This is a genomic window from Brevibacillus aydinogluensis (assembly GCF_961514395.1).
In the GTDB taxonomy this organism is placed as follows: Bacteria; Bacillota; Bacilli; order Brevibacillales; family Brevibacillaceae; genus Brevibacillus; species Brevibacillus aydinogluensis.
This window is the reverse complement of sequence record NZ_OY569118.1, coordinates 3,860,001-3,885,000: the sequence shown is the minus strand read 5'-3', so window position 1 is coordinate 3,885,000 and position 25,000 is coordinate 3,860,001. Positions and strand designations below refer to the sequence as shown.

At 52.0% G+C, this 25,000-nt stretch carries 22 protein-coding genes, 10 tRNA genes, 1 rRNA gene and 3 pseudogenes (2 of these 36 only partly in view); 29 read left to right on the top strand and 7 right to left on the bottom strand.

Translation table 11 applies throughout. The features are described 5' to 3' along the window. From Q7F15_RS19270 to rocF, 12 genes are all read left to right on the top strand, one after another. Positions 1 to 554: ribosomal RNA gene (locus tag Q7F15_RS19270) — 23S ribosomal RNA — on the top strand (it extends 2,374 nt beyond the left edge of the window). A gap of 57 nt (positions 555 to 611) precedes the next feature. Then, positions 612 to 687 (top strand) — tRNA-Asn (locus Q7F15_RS19265). A 7-nt stretch (positions 688 to 694) separates the two neighbouring features. Then, positions 695 to 770: transfer RNA gene (locus Q7F15_RS19260), tRNA-Thr, on the top strand. 6 nt (positions 771 to 776) lie between these two features. Continuing rightward, a tRNA-Glu gene (locus Q7F15_RS19255) sits at positions 777 to 853 on the top strand. A 72-nt stretch (positions 854 to 925) separates the two neighbouring features. After that, positions 926 to 1,001 (top strand) — tRNA-Val (locus Q7F15_RS19250). A 31-nt stretch (positions 1,002 to 1,032) separates the two neighbouring features. Further along, positions 1,033 to 1,117 (top strand) — tRNA-Tyr (locus Q7F15_RS19245). Between the two features lie 14 nt (positions 1,118 to 1,131). After that, positions 1,132 to 1,206: transfer RNA gene (locus Q7F15_RS19240), tRNA-Gln, on the top strand. A 7-nt stretch (positions 1,207 to 1,213) separates the two neighbouring features. Then, positions 1,214 to 1,289 (top strand) — tRNA-Lys (locus Q7F15_RS19235). Positions 1,290 to 1,338: 49 nt separating this feature from the next. Then, positions 1,339 to 1,415, top strand: a tRNA-Arg gene (locus tag Q7F15_RS19230). A 71-nt stretch (positions 1,416 to 1,486) separates the two neighbouring features. After that, a tRNA-Pro gene (locus Q7F15_RS19225) sits at positions 1,487 to 1,563 on the top strand. A 59-nt stretch (positions 1,564 to 1,622) separates the two neighbouring features. Beyond that, a tRNA-Gly gene (locus tag Q7F15_RS19220) sits at positions 1,623 to 1,696 on the top strand. Between the two features lie 218 nt (positions 1,697 to 1,914). Next, entirely contained in the window at positions 1,915 to 2,811 is an 897-nt protein-coding gene (gene rocF / locus Q7F15_RS19215; RefSeq protein ID WP_171567590.1) for an arginase, read from the top strand. Positions 2,812 to 2,889: 78 nt separating this feature from the next. Here the strand turns inward: rocF and Q7F15_RS19210 are convergent, their stop codons facing one another. Beyond that, on the bottom strand, positions 2,890 to 3,039 hold the full coding sequence (locus Q7F15_RS19210; protein WP_171567591.1) for an aspartyl-phosphate phosphatase Spo0E family protein: 150 nt from the start codon (positions 3,037 to 3,039) through the stop codon (positions 2,890 to 2,892). A 179-nt stretch (positions 3,040 to 3,218) separates the two neighbouring features. Here Q7F15_RS19210 and sigW point away from each other — a divergent pair, with 179 nt between their 5' ends. The 7 genes from sigW to Q7F15_RS19175 all read left to right on the top strand — a co-directional run bounded on the left by sigW (position 3,219) and on the right by Q7F15_RS19175 (position 10,997). Continuing rightward, complete coding sequence (gene sigW, locus Q7F15_RS19205; protein WP_304414815.1) at positions 3,219 to 3,782, top strand: RNA polymerase sigma factor SigW; 564 nt, start codon at positions 3,219 to 3,221, stop codon at positions 3,780 to 3,782. Positions 3,783 to 3,799: 17 nt separating this feature from the next. Further along, entirely contained in the window at positions 3,800 to 4,423 is a 624-nt protein-coding gene (locus Q7F15_RS19200) for a zf-HC2 domain-containing protein (protein WP_171567593.1), read from the top strand. Positions 4,424 to 4,534: 111 nt separating this feature from the next. Continuing rightward, a complete protein-coding gene (gene cdaA, locus Q7F15_RS19195; protein ID WP_283092166.1) occupies positions 4,535 to 5,353 on the top strand; it encodes a diadenylate cyclase CdaA in 819 nt (272 codons plus the stop codon). Next, positions 5,346 to 6,590: a CdaR family protein gene (locus Q7F15_RS19190; RefSeq protein ID WP_171567594.1), complete on the top strand. Its 1,245-nt coding sequence runs from the start codon at positions 5,346 to 5,348 to the stop codon at positions 6,588 to 6,590. Before cdaA ends, Q7F15_RS19190 begins: the two co-directional genes overlap by 8 nt. Before the next feature lie 43 nt (positions 6,591 to 6,633). Then, complete coding sequence (gene glmM / locus Q7F15_RS19185; RefSeq protein ID WP_171567595.1) at positions 6,634 to 7,980, top strand: phosphoglucosamine mutase; 1,347 nt, start codon at positions 6,634 to 6,636, stop codon at positions 7,978 to 7,980. Positions 7,981 to 8,445: 465 nt separating this feature from the next. Further along, a complete protein-coding gene (gene glmS / locus Q7F15_RS19180) occupies positions 8,446 to 10,278 on the top strand; it encodes a glutamine--fructose-6-phosphate transaminase (isomerizing) (RefSeq protein WP_171567596.1) in 1,833 nt (610 codons plus the stop codon). A 308-nt stretch (positions 10,279 to 10,586) separates the two neighbouring features. Next, entirely contained in the window at positions 10,587 to 10,997 is a 411-nt protein-coding gene (locus tag Q7F15_RS19175; RefSeq protein ID WP_029098109.1) for a YjdF family protein, read from the top strand. A 49-nt stretch (positions 10,998 to 11,046) separates the two neighbouring features. On the opposite strand, the pseudogene Q7F15_RS20660 reads toward Q7F15_RS19175, so the two are convergent. After that, positions 11,047 to 11,599, bottom strand: a pseudogene (locus tag Q7F15_RS20660) (IS3 family transposase); the annotation flags it as partial. A gap of 85 nt (positions 11,600 to 11,684) precedes the next feature. Between Q7F15_RS20660 and Q7F15_RS19160 the strand changes: the two are divergent. Then, a pseudogene (locus Q7F15_RS19160) lies at positions 11,685 to 12,208 on the top strand (transposase); the annotation flags it as partial. A 28-nt stretch (positions 12,209 to 12,236) separates the two neighbouring features. Here Q7F15_RS19160 and Q7F15_RS19155 read toward each other — a convergent pair. Next, complete coding sequence (locus tag Q7F15_RS19155) at positions 12,237 to 13,271, bottom strand: zinc-binding alcohol dehydrogenase family protein (protein ID WP_029098111.1); 1,035 nt, start codon at positions 13,269 to 13,271, stop codon at positions 12,237 to 12,239. Positions 13,272 to 13,384: 113 nt separating this feature from the next. On the opposite strand from Q7F15_RS19155, the gene Q7F15_RS19150 reads away from it, so the two are divergent. The 7 genes and pseudogenes from Q7F15_RS19150 to Q7F15_RS19120 all read left to right on the top strand — a co-directional run bounded on the left by Q7F15_RS19150 (position 13,385) and on the right by Q7F15_RS19120 (position 19,571). Further along, positions 13,385 to 13,759, top strand: a complete 375-nt coding sequence (locus tag Q7F15_RS19150; RefSeq protein WP_029098112.1) for a winged helix-turn-helix transcriptional regulator — start codon at positions 13,385 to 13,387, stop codon at positions 13,757 to 13,759. Between the two features lie 468 nt (positions 13,760 to 14,227). Continuing rightward, positions 14,228 to 14,479, top strand: a complete 252-nt coding sequence (locus tag Q7F15_RS19145) for a hypothetical protein (protein WP_304414813.1) — start codon at positions 14,228 to 14,230, stop codon at positions 14,477 to 14,479. Next, positions 14,436 to 15,258: pseudogene (locus Q7F15_RS19140) on the top strand (phosphopantothenoylcysteine decarboxylase domain-containing protein). The gene Q7F15_RS19145 and the pseudogene Q7F15_RS19140 overlap by 44 nt, the downstream one beginning before the upstream one ends. 356 nt (positions 15,259 to 15,614) lie before the next feature. After that, a complete protein-coding gene (locus Q7F15_RS19135; RefSeq protein ID WP_304414811.1) occupies positions 15,615 to 16,685 on the top strand; it encodes an iron-siderophore ABC transporter substrate-binding protein in 1,071 nt (356 codons plus the stop codon). 16 nt (positions 16,686 to 16,701) lie between these two features. Continuing rightward, the gene (locus Q7F15_RS19130) at positions 16,702 to 17,715 is read left to right on the top strand and encodes a FecCD family ABC transporter permease (protein WP_171567547.1); all 1,014 of its coding nucleotides are present in this window, start codon (positions 16,702 to 16,704) and stop codon (positions 17,713 to 17,715) included. Then, positions 17,712 to 18,743, top strand: coding sequence for a FecCD family ABC transporter permease (locus Q7F15_RS19125; protein WP_171567548.1), 1,032 nt, complete (start codon positions 17,712 to 17,714; stop codon positions 18,741 to 18,743). The genes Q7F15_RS19130 and Q7F15_RS19125 overlap by 4 nt, the downstream gene beginning before the upstream one ends. 3 nt (positions 18,744 to 18,746) lie before the next feature. Further along, the gene (locus tag Q7F15_RS19120; protein WP_304414810.1) at positions 18,747 to 19,571 is read left to right on the top strand and encodes an ABC transporter ATP-binding protein; all 825 of its coding nucleotides are present in this window, start codon (positions 18,747 to 18,749) and stop codon (positions 19,569 to 19,571) included. Positions 19,572 to 19,878: 307 nt separating this feature from the next. On the opposite strand, the gene Q7F15_RS19115 is transcribed toward Q7F15_RS19120, so the two are convergent. Next, on the bottom strand, positions 19,879 to 20,478 hold the full coding sequence (locus tag Q7F15_RS19115; protein ID WP_304414809.1) for a hypothetical protein: 600 nt from the start codon (positions 20,476 to 20,478) through the stop codon (positions 19,879 to 19,881). Positions 20,479 to 20,716: 238 nt separating this feature from the next. Between Q7F15_RS19115 and Q7F15_RS19110 the strand changes: the two genes are divergently transcribed. Further along, entirely contained in the window at positions 20,717 to 21,295 is a 579-nt protein-coding gene (locus Q7F15_RS19110) for a dihydrofolate reductase family protein (protein WP_304414808.1), read from the top strand. A 225-nt stretch (positions 21,296 to 21,520) separates the two neighbouring features. Here Q7F15_RS19110 and Q7F15_RS19105 read toward each other — a convergent pair whose 3' ends face one another. The 3 genes from Q7F15_RS19105 to Q7F15_RS19095 all read right to left on the bottom strand — a co-directional run bounded on the left by Q7F15_RS19105 (position 21,521) and on the right by Q7F15_RS19095 (position 24,432). After that, positions 21,521 to 22,714, bottom strand: coding sequence for an MFS transporter (locus tag Q7F15_RS19105; protein ID WP_212133714.1), 1,194 nt, complete (start codon positions 22,712 to 22,714; stop codon positions 21,521 to 21,523). Positions 22,715 to 22,725: 11 nt separating this feature from the next. After that, entirely contained in the window at positions 22,726 to 23,403 is a 678-nt protein-coding gene (locus Q7F15_RS19100; RefSeq protein ID WP_171567552.1) for a type 1 glutamine amidotransferase domain-containing protein, read from the bottom strand. Between the two features lie 159 nt (positions 23,404 to 23,562). Then, positions 23,563 to 24,432, bottom strand: coding sequence for a LysR family transcriptional regulator (locus Q7F15_RS19095; protein WP_212133716.1), 870 nt, complete (start codon positions 24,430 to 24,432; stop codon positions 23,563 to 23,565). 356 nt (positions 24,433 to 24,788) lie between these two features. Here Q7F15_RS19095 and Q7F15_RS19090 point away from each other — a divergent pair, with 356 nt between their 5' ends. After that, a protein-coding gene (locus Q7F15_RS19090; RefSeq protein ID WP_230077647.1) for a cation diffusion facilitator family transporter crosses the window boundary here: on the top strand, positions 24,789 to 25,000 show its start. Its footprint extends 724 nt past the window's final position; only the first 212 of its 936 coding nucleotides appear in the window; its start codon is at positions 24,789 to 24,791; its stop codon lies beyond the right edge, outside the window.

Genomic DNA, 25,000 nt, shown 5'->3' with positions numbered 1-25,000 from the left:
CTGCGAGACCTACAAGTCGAGCAGGGACGAAAGTCGGGCTTAGTGATCCGGTGGTTCCGCATGGAAGGGCCATCGCTCAACGGATAAAAGCTACCCTGGGGATAACAGGCTTATCTCCCCCAAGAGTCCACATCGACGGGGAGGTTTGGCACCTCGATGTCGGCTCATCGCATCCTGGGGCTGAAGTAGGTCCCAAGGGTTGGGCTGTTCGCCCATTAAAGCGGTACGCGAGCTGGGTTCAGAACGTCGTGAGACAGTTCGGTCCCTATCTGTCGCGGGCGTAGGAAGTTTGAGGAGAGCTGTCCTTAGTACGAGAGGACCGGGATGGACGCACCGCTGGTGCACCAGTTGTTCCGCCAGGAGCACAGCTGGGTAGCTATGTGCGGACGGGATAAGCGCTGAAAGCATCTAAGCGTGAAGCCCCCTCCAAGATGAGACTTCCCACAGCGTCAAGCTGGTAAGACCCCTCAAAGACGATGAGGTTGATAGGTTCGGTGTGGAAGCGCGGCAACGCGTGGAGCTGACGAATACTAATCGGTCGAGGACTTATCCACTCCATGATCCTTTGCTGCCATGCATATCCAGTTTTGAAGGCGCGAAGTCTTCAACGTTCCTCGGTAGCTCAGTCGGTAGAGCAATCGGCTGTTAACCGATCGGTCGGGGGTTCGAGTCCCTCCCGAGGAGCCATTCATCTGCTCCTGTAGCTCAGTCGGTAGAGCGCTTCCATGGTAAGGAAGAGGTCGCAGGTTCGATTCCTGTCGGGAGCACCATTGCATGGCCCGTTGGTGAAGAGGTTTAACACAGCAGCCTTTCACGCTGTCATTCAGGGGTTCGAATCCCCTACGGGTCACCATATAATGAAGTGGGTCCCTGCAAAGCATAGGGAATGTACTTTCAACCATCCCGAAACTTTGTAGGGTGTTGTGGAGGCTTAGCTCAGCTGGGAGAGCATCTGCCTTACAAGCAGAGGGTCGGCGGTTCGATCCCGTCAGCCTCCACCATTCCTTTCACACCACTTCGTTGGTAGGATTTGGGGAGATAGCGAAGTGGCTAAACGCGGCAGACTGTAAATCTGCTCCCTCTGGGTTCGGCGGTTCGAATCCGTCTCTCCCCACCATTCCCATTACTCATTGGGGTATCGCCAAGCGGTAAGGCAACGGACTTTGACTCCGTCATTCCTAGGTTCGAATCCTAGTACCCCAGCCATTTCCATGAGCCATTAGCTCAGTTGGTAGAGCATCTGACTTTTAATCAGAGGGTCGAAGGTTCGAGTCCTTCATGGCTCACCAGTTACTTTATTCCCAAATAAAAAGGGGCTTTGGGAACCCCGCCATATATGTGCCCTTAGCTCAGCTGGATAGAGCGTTTGACTACGAATCAAAAGGTCGGGAGTTCGAATCTCTCAGGGCACGCCATATTTGCAGATGTGTGAGGTTAGGCGTGAGAACATGTTTCTCACTTCCCCCTCCCACAACTGAAGGTAGATCGGGAAGTAGCTCAGCTTGGTAGAGTACTTGGCTTGGGACCAAGGGGTCGCAGGTTCGAATCCTGTCTTCCCGACCACTTTCATATTCCCAATCTGCTGTTGGGACTATCTGCATTTTATGGGACCTTGTTCACATGCGGGTGTAGTTCAATGGTAGAACTCCAGCCTTCCAAGCTGGATGCGTGGGTTCGATTCCCATCACCCGCTCCATTCCATCGTGTAAAACGGGCAGCCGCTTATCGGTTGCTCGTTTTTTTCTGTACGCCCCCCGTGTGTTTCACCAATCATAAAATGACAGGGGACGCACGTGTCAAAAAGCCTGCAGGCAGCTGCCTGCAGTTTTTTTATGCAAATGGCTGTCGAGTTGAGTCATTTCCTTTCTCAAGGCTACAATAAGCGTGTGTGAACCAAGGGAAGGGGGCGCGTTTATGAACAAAAACATCAGCATTATCGGTGTACCGCTTGATTTGGGAGCAGACCGCCGCGGGGTGGACATGGGACCGAGTGCCATCCGTTATGCAGGCGTGATTGATCGCCTGAAAAAAATGGGTCTGGATATCCAGGACAAAGGGGATATTCCTGTTACTCGACCGCACACGTTTACCGAGACAGACAACCACAAGTACCTGGATGAAGTGGTGGAGGCCAACACCAGACTGGCCGAAGCTGTAAGCGCCATCATGGAGGAAGGGCGTTTTCCGCTGGTGCTGGGCGGCGACCACAGCATTGCGCTCGGCACAGTGGCCGGTGTGGCCAAGCACGTAAAAAACCTCGGCGTGATCTGGTTTGACGCTCACGGTGATTTGAACACCGGAGAAACGTCACCCTCCGGCAACATTCACGGGATGCCGCTGGCCGCCAGCCTGGGGTACGGACATGAGCGCCTGGTGCAAATCGGCGGTTTTGCGCCGAAGCTGAAGCCGGAAAATGTGGTGATTATTGGCGCGCGCGATTTGGATGCGGGCGAGCGCGAATTAATCAAACGAATCGGCTTGAAGGTGTTCACCATGCACGAAATCGACAAACTGGGCATGGCCCGCGTGATGGATGAAGCGATTGCCCATGTGTCCAAGAACACCGATGGCGTCCATCTCAGCCTCGATCTGGACGGACTTGATCCGCACGATGCACCGGGAGTGGGCACGCCGGTGATTGGCGGCATCTCTTACCGGGAAGGACATTTGGCGCTGGAGATGCTGGCTGACGCAGATATTCTCTGTTCGGCCGAGTTTGTGGAAGTGAACCCGATTCTCGACCGGGAAAACATGACCGCCCGTGTCGCTGTTGCCCTGATGAGCTCTGCTTTTGGCGACAAATTGCTGTAAGAAAAGAAGCGAGGGACCCGTGAGTTCCCTCGCTTTTTGTTTCCGCATCTTTACATCAGTGGAGGATAGCGGTACATTCTAAGGATGGGGATGCAGCTTGTTCAACAGATGGTCCAACTGCACGCTTAACTCCACCATTTCGGGCGTAATCGTTTTTTGTTCCTCGTAGCGTTCGTTCAGTTCTTTGCGCAGTTGTTCGATTTGGAGAAGAACATGCGGATCGTGCATGTGTTCCACTCTCCTTTACACCGTCAAGTTAAGAGGGGTACCATCACTACTATATGGAGACAACCTGTCTCTTTATTCCTGTATTTCCCTCAAAAATGGCCGAGTAAACACGCCGGAAAAACGAAACCATTTGCAGTACCATCCGTATAAGGAAATTACGGTATTGCGGGGAGGATCGCATGGACTTTGTAGAGAAACGGTTAACCCAGCGGGCGAAGCGGGGAGACCGCGAAGCTTTTGCCGAGTTAATCGAAATATATAAGGACAAGATATTTCAGCTTGCGTATCGCATGGTGGGAAACCGCCAGGATGCGGAAGACATCGCGCAGGAAACATTTTTGCGTGTGTATGCCAACCTGCATTCCTACGACGAAAGTTACAAGTTCTCCACGTGGATTTACCGGATTGCGACCAATCTGTGCATCGACCGGGGCAGAAAAAAGCGGCCCGACTTTTCGCTCGACGAGGAACTGGAGCCCGGACAGGGCATGGATTGGTATTCGCGGCTGTCGTCCAACGAGAAGGGGCCAGAGGACCAAGTGGTAACGCAGGAGTTGCAGGAGACCGTACAGAGCGCCCTTTCCCAACTAGCGCCCAAGTACCGGTCCATCATGATTTTACGGTACATTGAAGATCTGTCGCTGCAGGAAATCAGCGATATTGTCAGGCTGCCGGTCACAACCATCAAGACGCGGATTCACCGCGGTCGAGAAGCCTTGCGCAGCAAGTTGCGATTTATGTAGGAAAGGAGAATACCACGATGGAATGCCGAGAAATGATTGCGCTCATTCACGAGTTCCTGGACGGAGAGATTGACGAGCTGTCCAATCAGAAGCTGCAATCCCACCTGCAGACCTGTGCTTCCTGCCGCCGGCATCTGCACGAACTGCAGCGGGCCATCGCCTTTGTCCAGAGCGCATCTCATGTTCATGTCTCGCCAGATTTTACCGCTCGCGTTCTTGCGCAATTGCCGGCTCCTCCCAAGACAAGGCGATTTTCCAATTGGCTGCGGAATCATCCGTTTCTTACGGCAGCTGCTGTCTTTCTCTTTTTGATGACCGGGAGCATGTTTGCTTCCTGGTTTGAGGCGGATAACACCCTGCAAATTTCCTCGTCCAACTTGGATAAACTAAAAATTGACTATGAGCGCAACGTAGTGGTCGTGCCCGCGGGAACAACCATCGACGGAGATTTGGTAGTGCGCAACGGAAATGTGGAGGTGCAGGGACAAGTAAAAGGCAACGTGGTCGCCATCGAAGGCAAGGTGGTGCTGGCTTCCACCGCCAAAGTGGCGGGAAACACCGAGTCAATCGAAGCGATCTTCGAATGGATTTGGTACGAAATGAAAAATCTTGGTAATGACTTGCTTCCTATCTTGCCATAGGAGAAAATAGAGAGTATAGTTACATGCAGCACGGCAAAAAGCAGCCGTGCTTTTTCCGCAGGAGACGCAAGCAACTGCCTTGAGATGGAGCGAAATATGGGGGCTTCGTTTATGATTTCACTGGATTATGGGGATTTGCTGCGGTATGTGGTCGATATTTCTCTCGTCACATACGTGATATATAAACTAATTATGCTGATTCGCGGTACGCGAGCGGTGCAGCTGCTCAAAGGGATCATGGTGATCATTATCACCTGGCTGTTGAGCAAGTACTTCCAGCTCACGACGCTGCATTGGCTCATGTCGCAGGCGTTTACGTTCGGGGTGCTGGCCATCGTGATCATCTTCCAGCCAGAACTGCGACGCGCCCTGGAACAGTTGGGGCGGGGCAGACTCTTTTCCCGCTCGAGCAGCATGCAGGACGAAGAGACGGTGCGCCAGATGGTGCAGGAGGTTTGTAAATCCGTGACTTACCTGGCCAAACGGCGGATTGGCGCCCTGATCGTAATCGAACGGGAAACCGGGCTGAACGATTTCGTGGAGACAGGAATTGGCATCAACGGGCGCGTCAGTTCGGAGCTGTTGATCAACATCTTCATCCCGAACACGCCGCTGCACGACGGGGCGGTGATCATGCGCAGAGACGTGATTCTCGCCGCTGCATGTTACCTGCCCCTCTCTGAAAATACGTCCATTTCAAAAGAATTGGGGACGCGCCATCGCGCCGCCATCGGGGTCAGCGAAGTATCTGACGGTCTGTCCATTGTCGTTTCCGAAGAGACGGGACACGTGTCGTTTGCCATGAACGGAGAAATGAAACGCAACCTGACAGAGGAGCAGTTGGCGGAATGCCTGATGGAACAACTCCAGCCTTCCTCAAAGAGCAAGTCCATGGCAAGTCGTTGGCAATGGAGGCGAAAACATGGATAAGTGGTTAAACAGTCATTGGTTTGCGCGAGCCATCGCCTTGATGCTGGCGATCATGATGTGGATGGTCGTCAACCTGGAAATGGATTCGACTCCTTCGACGGAGACGAGCCGCCCGCTCTTGATTGACGACATCGCCCTGCACGTCAAATACGACAGCGAGCGTTACTATGTGGTGAAACAGCCGAAAACAGTCAAGGTGGCGCTGGAGAGCAACAACCCGTTTTACCGCCATAATATTCTTCCCTCCGATACCTACGAGGTGTATGTGGACCTGCGTGACAAAGGAGCAGGGACCCACAAGGTGCCGGTTCAGTACAAGGGGTGGGAGGATGCCAAGGTAGGGATCATTCCCAACGTGGTCGAAGTCACGCTGGAAGAGAAAAAGACCGTGGAGCGCGAAGTCACGGTCGAGATGCTGGGACAGGTCGCGCAGGGGTACACGGCCGGCGAGCCGCTGGTCAAGCCGTTTAGGGCTTTGGTCCGAGTACCAGAGAGCCAGGCTGACAGGGTGGCGGCAGTGAAGGCCTCCGTCGATGTAGAAGGGGCGACCTCGCCGATCAAAACGACTGTACCGCTCAAGGTAGTGGACAAATCGGGCAACGTCCTGCAGACGGCGGAAGTGATCCCGCTCACCGTGGAGGTCAGCGTGCCGGTGACAAGCCCGTATGTCAAGGTCCCGATCAAATTGAACTTGACGAATGAAATGCCGGATGGCTATAGTTTGGCTAGTGTAGAAATGAATGTGGAAGAGGTGACCGTATACGGACCGAAAGAAGTGATCGATGCACTCAAAACGAGCACGTATCCGGGGCCGGAGATCGATCTGAGCAGCATTACGTCGGATCGCGTCTTGGAGCTGAAGATACCGGTGTTGGAAAACATCGTGAATGTGGAACCCGAGTATTTGAAGGTGTCACTGAAAGTGGTTCCGTCCACAACCAAACGTTTGGCGAAAATCCCGATCCGCATCAGCGGCCTCTCGGAAAACATGAAGGCGCGCGTGCTTTCGCCGGATGGTCAGGAGATGTCCACCATCGATTTCGACACGGTGGGAGCACCGGAAGTGCTGCAGCAACTGGGGCCGGAAGATGTGCAGGTGGTCGCTGACGTGAGCAGCATGCCGGCCGGTGTGTATGAGGTTACCTTGAACTACATCTTCAACCAGCCGGATTACGTCAAAGTGGCAAAAACAGCACCCAAGAAGGTAACAGTGGAAATCACGAACAAGCGAAGCTAGACAAAAGCTGTTTGGTGTACAAGGAAGGAAAAGAGGGACAAACATGGGGAAGTATTTTGGAACTGATGGTGTACGCGGTGTGGCCAATGCCCAGCTGACTCCAGAATTGGCATTCCGAATTGGGCGTGTCGGCGGTTACGTTCTGACCAGACACAAGCAGGAAGGCAAACCGAAAGTGGTGATTGGGCGCGACACCCGCATTTCGGGACAGATGCTGGAAAGCGCGCTGTTGGCCGGATTGCTCTCGGTAGGAGCGGAGGTCGTCCGCTTGGGCGTCATTTCTACGTCCGGCGTTGCGTATCTCACCCGGGCGCTGGGAGCGGATGCCGGCGTCATGATTTCCGCCTCCCACAATCCGTATCCTGATAACGGCATCAAGTTTTTCGGCAGCAACGGCTTCAAGCTCTCGGACGAGGTGGAAGAGGAAATCGAACAATACCTGGACGCGGAGGAAGACACCCTGCCTCGTCCGACCGGCGAGCACATCGGAACAGTGCTGGAATACCTGGAGGGCGGTCAAAAGTACCTGTCCCACCTGAAAAGCACGGTTACGGAGCGCTTTGACGGCATGAAAGTGGTGCTCGATTGCGCCAATGGCGCTGTTTCTTCGCTGGCGGCCCGGCTGTTTGCCGACGTGGAAGCGGAGGTTATCACGATCGGTGCCAACCCGAACGGCGTCAACATCAACGAGCAGTGCGGCTCCACCCATCCGGAGCGCCTGCAGGAGGAAGTCGTGAAGCACAAGGCACACCTGGGTCTTTCCTTCGACGGTGACGCCGACCGCTGCATCGCGGTGGATGAAAACGGGGAGATCGTGGACGGCGACTACATCATGGCGATCTGCGCACGTGCCTTGAAGGCGAAAGGCAAGCTGAACAACAACACGGTAGTCACGACCGTAATGGCCAACATGGGCTTCTTCAAAGGGATGGAAGAATGCGGAATCAACACCACCAAAACAGCGGTGGGAGACCGGTACGTGGTCGAGGAAATGCTGCGCGGCGGTTACAACCTGGGCGGCGAGCAGTCCGGCCACATCATCTTCCTGGACTACAATACGACTGGGGACGGTTTGCTGACTGGCCTGCAGCTCCTCAATGTGGTCAAGGAGTCGGGCATGCCGCTGTCTGAACTGAAACAGGTGATGACCAAATATCCGCAAATCCTGGTCAACGTACGGGTCGAGGACAAGACGAAGCTCGCCGGCAACCAGGCGATTGAGAAGGCCATTCGCGAGGTGGAAGAGGAACTGGCTGGAAACGGCCGTGTCCTGGTCCGTCCGTCCGGAACCGAACCGATTGTGCGCGTCATGGCAGAAGGGCCGGACGAAGCGCAGTTGGAACAGTTGGTCAATCGGATTGCTGACGTGGTGAAACAGGAACTGGTATAATAGACTAGGGGAGTGGTACCATACCACTCCCCTCTGCATACAAGTAATAAGACAAAAGAATGATTGTCGTGGCTGCGAAACTGTGATACAGTTTTTCATGTGCCATGACAAAATGTAAACTGAGGGGGAATTTTCCAGAAGGTTATCGAATCGTGTAAAGTCGTGATGGAAAAGCGCCAGCACTGCGTTTGTCCGACACGGAACGCAGTGGACGAGGTGGAGGTTTATCGAGAGTTCGGCGGATGCCTCCCGGCAGCTGTATCACTGCCGAGGAGCGCGGGTACAAAACAGCAGGGCGACCTGTTGGACAAAACCCGCGCATGATACACCAACAGGTTTTGGAAAAAAGGGTTTTTGCAAAATCGTCAGTCAAACAACACCAAACCAAATGGAATGGCGGGGGCACACCCCCCCGTATCACAAACAGTGGGTCGTGTCCCCGTCACTGAAAGGGGACAAAACAATATGTGCGGAATTGTAGGATACATTGGCAATCGACAAGCGCAAGAAATCATCATCGGAGGTCTGCGCAAGCTGGAGTACCGCGGGTATGACTCGGCGGGGATCGCTGTTCAGACGGCACAGGGTTTGCTGGTGGACAAAGCAAAAGGGCGTCTGGCCGTGTTGGAGGGCAAACTGGCTGTACAGCCGCTGGCCGGTAACGCAGGCATCGGGCATACGCGTTGGGCAACGCACGGCAAGCCGTCCGACGAAAACGCCCATCCGCATACCGATTCGGCCAAAAAATTTGCCGTGGTACACAACGGGATTATTGAAAACTTCCTGCCGATCAAGGAAGAGCTGATGGCCAAGGGCTACGAGTTCACCTCGGAGACGGATACGGAAGTAATTGCCCATCTGCTGGCCGATCTGTATGACGGCGACATCGTCTCCACAGTGCGCAAGGCCGTGAAGCGCATGCGCGGGGCGTACGCGCTGGGCATCATGACCGAGCATGAGCCGGATAAACTGGTTGCGGTCCGTCTGGCAAGCCCGCTGATCGTCGGTGTCGGTGAAGGTGAGAACTTTATCGGTTCCGACATTCCGGCCCTGTTGGAACACACTCGCGACGTCTACATCCTCAATGAAGGGGAGATGGCCGTTCTCACCCGCGACGGCGTGGAACTGATGGATGCCGAGACCGGTGAACGAATCGAACGGGAACTGTTCCACGTGGAGTGGGATCTGGTGCAGGCGGAAAAAGGCGGATACGACTCGTTCATGCAAAAGGAAATCTACGAGCAGCCGCAAGCCGTCCGCGACACGGTGAGCGCACGCATTGACGAAGCGAACAAGCGCGTGGTGCTGCCGGAGCTGAACATGAGCGACGAGGAATTGGCAGCGTACGACCGCATCTACATCGTCGCGTGCGGTACGTCCATGCACGCCGGTCTGGTCGGAAAAGAAGTCATCGAAAAATGGACGCGCGTGCCGGTGGAAGTAGCAGTGGCTTCCGAGTTCCGCTACCGCGACCCAATCTACACCGACAAGACCCTGATGATCGTGATCAGCCAGTCCGGTGAAACTGCCGACACGCTGGCTGCCCTGCGTGAAGCGAAGAAGAGCGGCGTCAAGGTGTTGGCCATCACCAACGTAGTGGGCAGCTCCGTCGCTCGCGAAGCGGATGACGTGATCTTCACCTGGGCCGGTCCGGAAGTGGCGGTGGCGTCCACCAAGGCATACACCAGCCAGGTCGTGGCACTTTACCTGTTCGCCCTCTACTTTGCACAAGTCAAGGGCACGCTGGCCGCTGCCGAGATCGCGAACGTGGTGGAACACCTGCAGCAACTCCCGGCGAAGATCAGCACGATCCTCGAAAACGATGAGCAGATCCGTCGCTTTGCCGAAAGCATCAAGGACGCGACCAGCCTGTTCTTCATCGGCCGCGGTCTGGACTACGCGGTGTCGCTGGAAGGCTCGCTCAAGCTGAAGGAGATCTCCTACATCCACTCCGAAGCGTACGCCGCAGGCGAACTGAAGCATGGCACACTTGCGCTGATTGAAGACAACGTACCGGTTGTGGCGCTGGCCACCCAGCCGGACATCTACGAAAAAATGGTCAGCAACATCGTTGAGGTAAAAGCTCGCGGCGCCCGCGTACTTGGCTTCGCCATCGAAGGCGACCGCGAACTGGCCAAGACCGTGGACGATGTCATCCACATTCCGACCACCTTGCCAATGTTGACGCCGATTCTGACCGTCATTCCATTGCAACTGCTCGCGTACTACGCTTCCGTCGCCCGCGGTCTGGACGTCGATAAGCCGCGCAACCTGGCGAAGAGCGTAACGGTTGAGTAAGAAAAGGACGGAACCTGAGCAGTAGAAAGAAAATAAATCATGTCCACGAAGCCGAACGGTGTCAGGGTACACCCCTGATCACGGTTCGGCTTCATCTTTTGAAAACGGGCTGGATTGTGATCCTTGAGGTGACGGACGGGATAGTGAAATCACGTGAAGCTTGTTGTATGATAAAATATGAATATGGAACGTAAAAACACGGTCTGGTTGGTAGTCCAGACGCATTGGTAACTGTTGCCAATGTCAGTAACCTTCCCCCTCGGGATGTCCATCGTTCCAATGATTTTGTGTTAGAGGGGGAATAGAGAGTGAAATTGACTGTTTTTCATGATGGTCAATTTTGGGTAGGTGTTGTAGAAGAAGTTGTTAACGGAAAGCTGAGAGCGGGCAGGTATTTGTTTGGCTCTGAGCCAAAGGACCAGGAAGTACTTGAATTTGTTAACACAAAATTATTGGAGTTCATGAGCGGGTTGTCAGAACACCTATCTGTTGAAAAACGTCAACCTAGAAAAATAAACCCGAAACGATTGGCAAGGCAGGCAGCCCGTGAAATGAAAGCGAATGGAGTGTCGACGTACGCCCAAGCGGCACTTCAGTTGGAGTACGAGAAACGAAAAAAAGAAAAACAAATCCTAAGCAAAGCCAGACGGGAAGAACTCAAGGAATATAAGAGAGAACTCAAGCGAAAAAAAGCAAAAGAAAAACACCGTGGAAGGTGAACGGGACTGACCCCCGTCCGTAGGACAGGGATCAAAACACCTTAGTTTTTTAAGCAGCCAGTTGCCGATATTGAATCGGTGACTGGTTGTTTAGTTTCATTTGAATACGAATTGAGTTATAGTAATGAATGTAGTCTTGCACAATCTGTTCAACGATGGCCGTCGTTGTACAGGTAATATCTTCGAGATAGAATGTTTCAGACTTTAGTGACGAGTGACAATTGGATTGGCAAACGGCTGTGTATTTCGTTGATTTTTCCATCGATAATAGCTGGAACGAGCAATACCTAGCCATTTGCATGCTTGTTTTACAGTGATCTCTCCCTTTAAAGCATCCATCCACTGAACTGCGGCTTCTGGTGACACCTCCTTTCTCACTCCTTGTACTTTTTTAAGACATCCAATTATTGCTGTAAGTAACGATTTCCTTGTCTTAACCTTTCAACTTCCGTGGCAAACTCTGGTCCTTTCCCATATGCGTACTGTTTGCCTACCGGTTGTGCAAAACGGTGAGTTTCGCCATTTCTGTACCAACGTAACCATGTGTTTACCTGCGTTTTGTTCTTAATACAAAGTTGCTCCATAACTTCACTCACGGGAATATAATTTCTTGAAGGTGTTTTGATTTGCCTCAAGATATGGGGTCAGTCCATGTCGACAAACCCTGGTCGACAGTCTTTTTTCTGACGTAAGCACGAATACGTCTACGACGAGTATTACGATTGCTACATTTGCCCGAACAACGCAGTGTTGAGCTACGAAACGACGACCAAGGAAGGTTATCGCATCTACCGGTCCAATCCGGAGGTATGCCGCCATTGTCCGTTATTGACACAGTGTACGGAAAGCAAGGATTGCACCAAGCGGATCAGCCGCCATATTGGGGCGCATTATCTGGAAGAAGTTATCATTTGCGGCACACGGAAACGAACAGACACATTTACGAACAGCGGAAAGAGACGATTGAACGGGTGTTCGCAGATTTGAAGGAGAAGCATGGCATGCGATGGACGACCTTGCGGGGGATACGGAAGGTCACCATGCAGGCGATGCTTACGTTTGCTGCGATGAATCTGAAAAAACTGGCGATCTGGCTGTGGAGGAAGGATCGACCAGCAGATCGCGACAGGTGGGTTGGCTTGATTTTCATCTTTTCAACGACAAAACTCCCACTGCGTTGGAGCGCATGTGGGAGTTTGTCTGCAATCTGAAACCATGCCTCTGGCATGGTTTTTTTCTTTAGCTGAAATGCTCCAGCACCACTTTGCCGATCATTCTTCCGGACTCGATGAGCGCATGAGCTTTGCGGAGATTAGCGGCGTTGATGGGAGATAGCTTTTCTGTAGCGGTCGTCCGAATCACTCCTTGATCGATCAAATCGGCCAAAGCGTTCAGCAGGTGATGCTGCTCAATCATATCCTCCGTTTGGAACATCGGGCGAGTGAACATCAGCTCATACACGAAGGTGACGCTTTTCTGCTGCAACAGGGAGATGTTGACCGGCTCATCCGTTTCGACGATCGAGCAGATTTTGCCTTGAGGTGCGATGGCGTCGATCATGTTCTTCCAGTGTTTTTCTGTGGTATTCAAGCAAAAGATATAGTCGACATGGCTATACCCCAGCGCTTGGAGTTGAGGGACAAATGGTTCAAAGTGATTGATGACCGCATCCGCACCCAGCTCTTTCACCCATTTGACCGATTCAGGCCGGGAAGCTGTGCCGATGACCGAAAGACCGGCATGCTTGGCGAGTTGTGTGGCGATAGAGCCCACGCCTCCGGCGGCGCCGATGATTAGAATCGTTTTTCCGGCATTCTGGTCGGCGTCTTTGGAGATACCCAAGCGATCATGCAACGCTTCCCAGGCGGTAATTCCGGTCAAAGGCAGAGCGGCTGCCTCGGCGAAATCCAGCGAAGTGGGTTTACGGCCAACGATCCGTTCGTCAACCAGGTGAAATTCGCTGTTACCTCCGGGACGGGTGATGCTGCCAGCATAATACACGGCGTCCCCAGGTTTAAACAAGGTCACGTCCGGACCTACCTCTTCAACGATCCCTGCAACGTCCCAACCGATCACTCGGGGAGAAGACTCCACTTGGCTTTTGGGCTTTCGCACTTTCGTGTCGACCGGATTGACGGAGATGGCGTGAACCTTGACCAGCAGATCTCTACCGGTTGGCACAGGTCTGTCAATTTCGACATCCATCAAACTCTCCGGGTGATCGATGGGTAAATAGTTATAGAAACCAACGGCTTTCATTGTATTTTTAGACATGGTTTGCTACCTCCTTTTTTATTGTTAATGTAAATGTAATACGCTAAAATGTGAAGTACGCACATTAATGTGATGTAGTACACATTTGTATACTATTGCGGAGGGATGCGGCAATGCGGAATCGCAAAAGCGGTTATGGCTTTTGTCCAAACGATGAAGCCTGTCCGGTGGAGTTCACGCTGGACGTAATCGGCGGGAAATGGAAAGGGGTCCTGTTATATCATTTGATGAACGGGCCGATTCGATTTAACGAATTTCGCCGAATTTGCCCAGGGATTACCCAACGGATGCTGACGCTGCAGCTTCGCGAACTGGAGGAGGATGGCGTCGTTCATCGCGAGGTATACCACCAGGTACCTCCGAAGGTGGAGTACTCCTTAACCGAATTTGGCAGAACCCTGATTCCGATCATTCAGCAAATGAAGGAATGGGGTGAAACCTACAAGAAGACGGCTCCGTTCCTAAACAAGATGAAAGGACAAGGTTGATCTGTTCTATAAAATATAGAAAAAATATAGAAGCAGTTGCAAGGGACCTGAGAAATCGGGTCCTTTTTGGTGTTCTGGCAAAAAATGGTTCCAGACTTTTTTATCACCTGACAGGAACCGTGATGTTGAGAAAGTCTCGATGACATTGAATGTCATCGGGACTTTATTTTCGCTACATTGACGAGGATGCTTGTAACTTTTTGGGTATGTAATAAAAACTGGTGGAATTTTTATGGAAAGGTTCCCGATAAATGGTGTGGGTTTAGTGATAAGAATTCACTAAAACTCAACTTTCGAGCGGGGGAGGTAGTTTCACGTCGAAAACAATAAATTCTTACAGTCCGATCATTATGTGATGTTAAAGCGTATTAGACAGAGTAGTTTTTTGAATATTTATTCCGGTTTTTCAAGGATATGCGATAATTGCTGCTGTGATTCATGCTGATATTCCTCCAGGAGGGAAGAACAATGCAAAACCCTAGTTGGCGTTTTTTTATGGAAAAGCAGACAGGAATGAAGTCAGCAGGAATTGTCGTAGGACCAGGAAAAGACGGTGTCAACGCGCTCAAACTAGCGGATCAACTTTCATCCATCGGCACGAACGTCTATGTCTCGATGACCGAAACGGCTGCTAGATATTTTAACGAGAGCGTATTCACAGAAGTGGCGAAATGCCATGGGGTCCTCACTCCTGAAAAACAATGTCGTTGCGGATGTTGACATCGTCGTGGTCACAGGTGCGTTGTTTGAAAAGGATGGATGGGACAAAGAGAGCATTCGCGCACGTGAGCGTTTATGTAAAAGAAAGCAAAATCCTGTGATCTGGATTCAAGACGGAGCGATGCAGAGTATCTGGAAGTTGGATATGGTTACTCATCATGAGGAAATCTGGCTTTTGAAAGGAGCGGCCCGAAAAGAGAGATCCCTATCATATGAAGAAATCGTGATGGAAGCCATGCGGACCTTACTGGGCAAACGAAATGGGGATTTTACCGGTATCAAAGTCATTGTTACCGGGGGAGGAACGATTGAGCCCATCGACCCGGTACGACACATTACGAATAGATCTTCAGGCAAAATGGGGAAGTCTTTGGCGGAAGTTTTTAGAGATCGGGGGGCGGACGTAGTTTTCATATGCATGCAAAGAACGAAGCACCACGAAAATAAAAAAGACGTCTCAACCACTTCATCTGGAGCTTGTCCCCATTCCTAATTTTATGAAGGAAGTGCCCAAGGGGGTATTTAAGGTTGGTTTTGCCGCCGAGACTGATCCAAACCTGGAAGGAGCCAAAAGCAAGCTGCTTGACAGGGGGTTTGATCTTCTTTGTCTGAATGACGTATCTCGTCCAGATACGGGATTTGAGGTGGATACCAATCAGGTGATGATCGTTGGCCCGGAAGGTACCAGGCATACGACGCGCCTGGAAGACAAATATTTGGTGGCATGGCAGATCGTTGACGAAATACAAAAGTGCCTGAGAGAATCAGCCAACGTTTAGTTGCTATTGCCAATGAAGTCCGCAGGAAGCCCAGGTCAAACGTTTACAGCACGGTAGTAGGTGGCAAAGCATTACCACTACAGGAATGCTGTCAGGAAATTGTCCAGGAAGCCGAGCGTGGCAGCAGAGAGCTGCCTTGATCCATGCTGGGCTTCTTTTTACGGGAAGGAATTGTTATGAAATAGTAACAAGAAAACATTTGACAAGCCTATCAATTCATATGATAATTACTGTGACTGATAATCATTATCAACCTAGGTTGCGGACTTAACTTCTGTTTTTCTTTTCCTATGGGTAATACCGGACCTTACATTGATAATGGATGTAATCTACAAGATAGGGTGGGAATCACGAACATGGCAGCGAAGCGGTTTGCATTCAGAAGTTTCGTACTGGCTTTTCTTATGGCCGGTGTTTTAGCGGGATGCTCAGGCGGCAACTCGGCAACTCCAAACGAAAGCAAGGCGCCTGCAGCACAAACGGAAGCGACCAACAAGGATGCGGAAACGGCACAATTTCCAATTACCATTGAACATGCCTTCGGAAAAACGGTAATTGAGAAAAAACCGGAGCGGGTCGTGACGATTGCATGGTCAAACCATGACGTTGCGCTTGCGCTGGGAGTCGTGCCGGTCGGTTTCTCCGCGGCCAACTACGGCGTCCAGGACGACAGCGGATTGCTGCCGTGGACGAAGAAAAAACTGCAGGAGCTTGGCGTAACAAATCCGAATGTTTTCAAGGATACGGACGGGCTGGACTTCGAGGCGATCTCCGATGCCAATCCGGACGTGATTCTTGCGGCATACTCCGGCATCACCCAGGAGGAATACGATACGCTCTCCCAAATTGCTCCGGTCGTTGCCTATCCCAAAACGCCGTGGGTGATTACGTGGCGTGAGCAAATTCGCATGAATGCCGCCGGAATGGGCATTCCGGCCAAGGGCGAGCAGCTGATTAAAGATGTCGAAAAGCTCATCGCTGACAAGGTTGCGCAGCATCCGGAATTAAAAGGCGTGAAAGCGGCATTTACGTATTTCTCGCCGTCTGATTTGTCCAGCTTCTATATTTATTTGCCCGGTGATCCGCGCGGGGAGTTTTTGCAAGAATTGGGTATGGTCTTTCCGGAAAACATCAACAAATACGTGAAACCGGACAGCGGCTTTTCGTTGAGTTTAAGCGCGGAAAACGCCGATGCGTTACGTGATGCCGACATTTTGGTGGCTTATGGCGATGAAGCGCTGTTAAAGGCGCTGCAGGCGGACCCTGTATTCGGCAAGATTCCGGCCATTAAGCGGGGGTCCATGGTGTTGATACCGGACGGCACGCCGCTGGCGGCAGCAGGCAATCCCAATCCGCTTTCGATCGAATACACATTGGATGAATATCTGTCGCTGATCGTCAAAGCCGTAGCGAAAATTAAACAATAAAATGGAGTCCGCATAGATGGAACGCAACCGTTTTTATCCGAAATCGTTCATCCCTGTGCTCGTCATCTTTCTTGTGTTGTTCGTGCTGGGGATTATCGCTTCCTTTATGTTCGGAGCACGTTCCTTGACATTGCAGGAAGTGATCGACGGGTTGATGAAGCATCAAGGGGAAATCTATGAAACGAGCGTCGTGCAAAAGCGTGTCGTCCGCACCATTTTCGCCTTGTGCTGCGGTGCGGCACTTGGCATAGCGGGGGTGCTCATGCAATCCGTCACGCGCAACCCCATCGCGGATCCGAGTATTCTCGGCGTTAACAACGGGGCGGCATTGTTTGTCGTATGCGGCATGGCATTTTTTCAGATCAATACGGCCAGTCAGTATATTTGGTTTGCTTTAGCGGGCGCTGTGCTTACAGCGATATTCGTTTTTGGCATCGGTTCTCTGGGGCGTGGCGGTGCTACGCCTCTTAAACTTGTACTGGCGGGGGCGGCCACGAGTGCTGCCTTCTCCTCCCTGGTCACCGCTGTGATGATTCCGCGTTCCTATGTGATGGATCAGTTTCGATTTTGGCAGGTGGGCAGTGTCGGCGCCGGCACGTGGGATTCGCTCGTCCTGCTGTTGCCCTTTCTTCTGACGGGTGTTCTTATAGCCGTCATCACCGCCCCGGCGTTAAATGCTTTGGCGCTTGGGGAGGAAATGGCAACCGGCCTTGGAGTAAAAACGAGTCTGCTCAGGCTTGTTGCGGCGTTTGCGGGCGTCATCTTATGCGGCGCCACCACTGCGGTTGCCGGTCCTATCGGGTTCGTCGGACTTCTGGCCACCCATGTGATTCGGATGCTGTTGGGGCCGGATTTGCGCTACTTAATCCCGATGTCCGCCCTTTCAGGGGCTGTCATCTTAACCGTTTCCGATGTACTTGGCAGATTAATCGGCAGACCGGGTGAATTGGAGGTAGGGGTGCTGACTGCCTTTCTCGGCGCTCCCCTGCTGATCATTCTAACGATGAAAGCGAAAGTGCGTTCACTATGAATCAGACGACGATTGATTTTATTAAACAAGGCAGGATTCGCCGCAGAGGCAGATGGATAGCTGTGACGACGGCATTGGCCGTGCTTACGGTGGCTTTATGCTGTGCCATGCTCTTGCTGGGCAATACGATCTATCCTGTGCGTGATGTGGCGGCCGTACTGTTGGGAGAAGAGGTTAAAGGTGCGACATTCGCAATCAAAACGATTCGCTTGCCGCGCATGCTGGCCGGTTTGTTTGCGGGCTTTGCCTTTGGCATCGCCGGCTATGTATTTCAAACGATGCTGCGAAATCCGCTGGCCAACCCGAATGTGATCGGGATTACTGCCGGTTCGAGCGCGGCGGCTGTTTTTTGCATCGTCGTTTTGCAGAGCAGCGAAACCGTGACATCCGTCGCATCGATCATCGCCGGATTACTGACGGTCCTCATCATTTACGGATTGGCCAGGGGAAAAACGTTTTCCATCGGCCGGCTGATTTTGGTCGGCATCGGGATGCAGGCGATGTGCAACTCCATCATTACCTATTTAATGTTGATCGCCAAGGAACACAATCTTTCTTCTGCGGTGCGCTGGCTTACGGGAAGTTTAAACGGGGTGAAGATGGAAGAATTGCCTGTGCTGATGATTTCCTTCCTGGTGCTGGTGCCGCTGATTTGCGTGCTTGGCCGATCGTTAATGGTGCTGGAACTGGGCGAACAAATGGCGACGGCATTGGGGGTCAAAACGGACCGGACACGTGTGCTCCTCATCGTTAGTGCCGTGGTGCTGTCAGCGATTGCCACGGCGATTACCGGACCGATTGCTTCGGTGGCGTTTCTCGCCGGTCCGATTGCCGTTCGTTTGGTCGGTACAGGCACCGCCAACAGCATACCCGCCGGTCTGGTTGGGGCTGTGTTGGTGTTGGCCGCGGATTTGGTGGGGCAATTCGCCTTTGAAGTCAAATTCCCCGTGGGCATCATTACGGGAATCATCGGAGCGCCTTATTTGTTGTACCTGTTAGTGCGAATGAATCGAAAGGGGGCGTTTTAAACGATGAAAAGCCATACCTTTCAGGCCAAGCAGCTTGTTGCCGGTTATGGCGACAAAAAGATTTTAGACGGCATCAGCCTGCAAATCCCCAGCAATCAAATCAGCGTCATTATCGGAGCAAACGGATGCGGCAAATCGACGCTGTTAAAGACGCTGGCCCGGATCATCAAACCGCTGTCAGGCGAGATATTGTTGGACGGCCGACCGATTCATTCGATCCCGTCGAAGCAGCTGGCTCGGGTGTTGGGCTTGCTGCCGCAATCGCCCATCGTTCCGGAGGGGATTACCGTGGCCGATTTGGTCGGGCGGGGCCGTTTTCCCCATCAATCGCTGTTTGGAACATGGAGCAAGAAAGACTACGAAGCGGTTGCGGAAGCCATGGAGATTATGGACATCACGGTATTGGCCAACCGCCATGTGGATGAGCTGTCGGGCGGTCAGCGTCAACGGGTTTGGATTGCGATGGCATTGGCGCAGCAGACGGATATGTTATTTCTGGACGAACCGACCACCTATTTGGATATCACGTACCAGATCGAAATTCTGGATCTGTTGACCGATTTAAACCGTAAATACGGCACGACCATCGTCATGGTCTTGCATGATATCAACTTGTCGGCGCGGTATGCGGATTATGTGTTTGCGCTGCGTCAAGGCAAGCTCGTCGCCGAAGGCAAACCGTCCGAAGTGATTACCAGTCAATTGATCAAAGACGTTTTCGGGCTGGATTGTATGATTGTTCGGGACCCTGTATCCGGTGCTCCTTCGGTCGTGCCGATAGGGCGCCATCATGCCGGCGAAACTTTTGTGCTGGAGGCGAGCAGATGAACGCACAAGATTTGTACGACGTGACGATTATCGGCGCCGGACCTGCAGGCCTCTATTCCGCCTTTAATGCGGGCCTGCGGGAAATGAAAATGTTCACATAGCATGTACACTTGTCAGGCTTCATCGGTTTCTGTGCCGAAAAGGTAATGATGCCGGACAGACGCAAAGAGCCTCCACCCGCCGCAAAGACGGGAGGAGGCTCACATTTATTTTGCAGATTGCTAAGAAAGCAGGTGCTACGCCAGCCGATATCTCCATCCCCAGTCAAGATCGACCGGACTCTCTCCGGCTAGATCTCGCTCGGAGATTAAAAGTGATATGGGCTGATTATTTCGATAAGCAATGCAAGAACAAATGAAAACACGATGGATACCGCCATTTGTTTCGGTTCCTTGTAAAAAATCACGCACAAAACAGCATACATAATGAGTTCGTCAATATAATTGATGTCCAGATAAAATGCGCCAATTGCCAAAGAAAGACTTAACATCAGTCCCATGGGCAAGGCCGGCAAGATATAAGCGAGACGTGAATGATTTTTGGCTAACCAAACAATGCTGCCCAGAAAGGGAGATAATAGTGCAATACTGCCCCACAGCATAAAATATTTGGTCGGAAAAAAACCGAACAAGTATGCTGAATACAGGTAATAACTGATCAGCACCCCTGCAAAGAATACAAAGGTATTGAGCGCGGCCCTGATGATTGTTTTACTGTACGCGGCTATCATTGCAGCGATCAATACCCAGATTCCTAATCGGGAAAGAATGTGCGAACAATAGTGGAAGACATCCGCTAGCCAACTCCCATCGACTGCAACCGTGTCTAAATACTTGGAGATTGTACCCAAGAGCGCACCGATGAGTACACATTTCATATAGTCGGGCATCATTTTTTTCACTGTCATCATTTTTCCACCTCTACAGCGTTGCAACAATTCCTCTCATTATATCATGTCGTCTTGATGACGTTGACGAAAGAACCGTATTCAGTTATGAGCCGCACAAATACAATTGTATTTTGGTTGACGACGATTTGCTTAATGACTTGACGGAGAAAAAACATTTTGCTGATCATCGCGGCAAAGTGGACTCATAAAGGTATAATGGACAAACAGTTCAACGAATGGAGTGAAGAATTGAATCATGAAACGAAGGATCATACTGGATTTGGCTGTTACGCTAGACGGTTTTATCGAAGGGAAAAATGGAGAAGTGGATTGGTGCATCATGGACCCTGAGATGGGGTTTACGGATTTCTTGCATCAGATCGATACGATTTTTTACGGGAGAAAGAGCTATGAGATCTGGGGGCAATTTGCTCGAGGCATGCATGAAATGGATCTGTCTGATACCGACAAAGAAATGTGGGAACTTATTCATAGCAAAGAGAAATATGTGTTTTCCCGAACGCAAAAAGGAACAGATGATAAAGTCAAATATATAAACAGCAATATCCTTGAGGAAGTAAACAACATAAAGAATAAGCCTGGCAAAGACATTTGGCTGTATGGAGGAGCAGATCTTATTACCACTTTTATGAACTTGGGGCTTGTTGACGAATTTAGACTATCGGTCCATCCGGTTATTTTAGGTGAGGGCAAACCATTGTTTATTGATATCAAGCAGAGGGTGAATGTAAAGTTGGTTCAAACGAGAACATTCTCCTCTGGCGTTGTACAGCTCATCTATCATTCGATGAAGGAACCATCTTCTTCCTCGTGACCTGTACCTCCAATTTGACTCCCTGGAGCAAGCGCCGAATCAAAATGGCCTGGCGCCATGTTCCTGGATACGGCCTTACTCCTTTCTATGAAGAATATCCCCAGGATGATGAACACGTTTCGCTAGGTTTTTGTTCCGATCGGTTTGGAGCAGGGCCATCCCCTAAAGGACGGCCCTGCCACGTACCGTTGCAGCCAGCACTAAGAACTGTACACGACACTGCATTCATGCATGGCGTTCCCGGCGGCTTTGTCGATATCCCCACAAGGTGAAAAGAATGCCCACGATGGTAACCAGAGAGGCTGCCAACGGGACGGCTTTCAGCCCGCCGCCGATGCCGTAGTCGATGACGATTCCGCCCAGATAAGCGCCGAGGGCGTTCCCCAGGTTAAACGCCGCTATGTTCAGCGTTGAAGCCAGGGTTGGCGCTTCCTTTGCAGTGTTCAACATGTGCAGCTGCAAACCCGGCACCGTGCCGAAAGCGGCCACGCCGAGAAGGAAGACGAAGATCAGGGTTGCGAGTTTCCATTGAGCCACGACACCCAGCAGGGCCAGCACCACAGCCAATAACACGAGAATACCGATCAGCGAAGGCAGCAGACTGCGGTCGGCCAATTTGCCGCCGTAGATGTTGCCAATGGTAATGCCGATCCCGAACAGAACCAGAATGTACGAGATTGAGTCAACAGGGAAACCGCTGATATCCACCAGAATCGGCTTGATATAGGTAAACGCTGTGAATACGCCGGCGAAGCCGAAGGTTGTCATGAGAAGCGCGACTAGTACCTCGGGACGCAGCAGCACCCCAAATTCCCGACTCAATCGGGAGGGAGAGGCTTGAATCCGCGGGACGAGTACGATCACGCCGATCAGCGCCAGGCTCCCGATAGCCGTAATCGCCCAGAATGTCGATCGCCAGCCGAATTCCTGGCCGATAAACGTACCAATCGGCACGCCGAGGATGTTCGCGAGCGTAAGGCCGGTAAACATCAGGGCGATGGCTCCGGCCCGCTTCTCTTTCGGCACAAGCTCCGCGGCGACTACGGAGCCAACGCCGAAGAAGGAGCCGTGTGTCAGCGCTGCGACGATGCGGGCGAACATGAGCACGCCATAGGAAGGGGCGAGAGCCGCGAGGGCATTGCCCACGATGAAAATTCCCATCAAGAGCAGAAGGAGCGCCTTGCGCGGCATCTTATGCGTAGCGACCGTGATGAACGGTGCGCCGAGCGCTACCCCGAGCGCATACCCCGTGATGAGAAGCCCCGCCTCCGGAATCGAGACACTCAGGCTTTCCGCCACTTCCGGCAGCAGGCCCATGATAATGAATTCGGTCATTCCGATGGCGAAAGCACCGAGCGTCAGCGCGTAAATGGCAATCGCGGAATTGCGGCGCGCAGTGGTCGTACCTGTGTATGGCATGCTATCGGAATTCAAGATGAGGTCCCTCCTCTTCGAAGATGGTCAATCACGGCATTCGTGACTGCGATTGTCGATTGCGGATTTTGGCCGGTAATCAGATTGCCGTCAGCTTCATAGTGGGCAGTCCAGTTCGGAGCGGCAACGAAGATCGCCCCCAGCTCGCGAAGCCGACGTTCCAGCAGGAACGGGAGATGGGATGCCAGACCTGTCTCCTCCTCTTCCCGGTCAGTGAATGCGTTCACGCGTTTTCCGGCGACCAGTGGACTTCCGTCCGACAAGACCGTACCGACCAGGGCGGCCGGGCCGTGACAGACAGCGGCGACCACTTTGCCGGACTCGTAGAAATCGCGCAGCAGTGATTGGAGCTTTTGGTCGGTCGGGAGGTCGTACATCGCGCCGTGCCCGCCTGGCAAGAAAATCGCGTCAAAACGTTCATGAGACAGATCGTTCAGCTTCATGGTGTTTTCCAGTCTCTTCGCTGCTTCTGCAAACGACGGGTCCATTTCCTCACCTAGACTGGCGGGGTCCACTGGTGCTTTTCCGCCGAGCGGGCTGGCTACGACCACGTCCCAACCTTGCTCGTTGAACAGCGTATATGCTTCCGCAAATTCCGACAGCCAGATTCCTGTCGTTTTACCATCGTCAATATGGGAGTGGCTCGTGACCACCATGAGCACGTTTTTTGACATCGTTTCAAACCTCCTGAAGGGTTATTTTTGATTGCCCCCCAATTCTACGCCTGAACTTTTTATAAAACAAATTATGAAATTTGCGTGTATTCATAAGAAAATTTATGGATTCAGCGGGCAAAAAAAGACCAGACGCCGATGAAAACTGGCCTCTGGTCCTCAGATGTGCTCGCGAATGACCTTCTTGATTTGTTGAATTTCCGGTATGTACTTGTGTTTGCTTTTGTACGCGAAGAACAGCTCGTTTCGTACCGACAAGTCCGCGTAAACGACTTGAACCTCACCTTCTTTCGCCGTATCCAGCAGATAGGTGGGAACCACGCTCAGGCCCGCGCCTGACGTGACCAGACGGAGAATCATATGCAGATTCGGAATGATGTAAGGGGTGGACAGCATAGGACGCTTCTTGAAACGTTCCCGCCACAACCTCCGGATTATGGGCAGTTCCGGTCCGTACGCAATCCACGTCTGTTCGGTGAGCCAGCGTTCTTTGGCTTTCAAGCTCACGGCATCGGGAACCTCCCAGTGAGCCGGTGCGATTATGGCCAACTCCTCTTCCCACAGCTTCTCGTACTCGACTCCCGGTTTCAGGAATTTCTTTGAGGTAATGATGATATCCGCCTTGTCCTCTTCCAGGATGCCGAGCAGTTCCTCCGCGGTTCCGAAATAGGAAATCGAGCAGGTACCGAATTTCGGCAGCAAGGGGAGGATTTTTTCCTGGTAGAACTCCGGCGCCGAGCCGATTTTGATCCATTTCAGGCTCGGTTGGGAAGACGTTTTCAGATCTGCGCTCAACTGCTCCAGCGCTTCGACGAGCGGAGCTACCTCGGTATACAGCAACTTCCCTCGCTCCGTCGGGATCATTTTCCGGGCCGTCCGGACAAACAGCGGCTCGCCGATCTCAGCCTCCAAGGAGGCCAGATGCTGGCTCATCGCCGGCTGAGTCATGAAACGGGATTTGGCAGCTTCGGACACCGAATTGTGCCGATAGATGAAGACAAAGCTCCGATACCACTCGAAATCGATCATGTGAATGCCTCCGATTTGGGTTTTTTGAAAAATATAGCACAGACGACAGGAGGCCTGGGGGATTTTTCATTGGTATAATTCGTTAGGCGTTATGCTGCCATATGGAAACTCGTCTGGAAACCTTGGATGACGCATTGCTCAAATCATCCAGATATACGGAAAGGGGGCTTTACCTGCATGAAAAGCAGCGGCGGAAGGCCCTTTTTGTTTTGGGCTTCCCACACTCGTTGCGAATGAATATTACTTGTATGATCCATAAAACGTTCATTTGAGGAGCGGGCAATATACGGTTATAATTAAAATAGTTATTATCTTATAGTATTTATAAAAATTCGGTTGCGTGGAGGCTGGCTCTTATGAATTATGAAGATTACCATCACCTGAACCACGTCAAAGAGCAGCAGACATCAAAGAAAACGCTGTGGCTCACCCTGATGCTGACCTTGTTTTTTACGATTGTCGAGATTGTCGGAGGCCTGATGTCCAATTCGCTCGCCCTTCTGTCCGATTCGGCCCACATGATCTCCGATGTGATCGCGCTGGGGTTGAGCATGGCTGCCATATACAT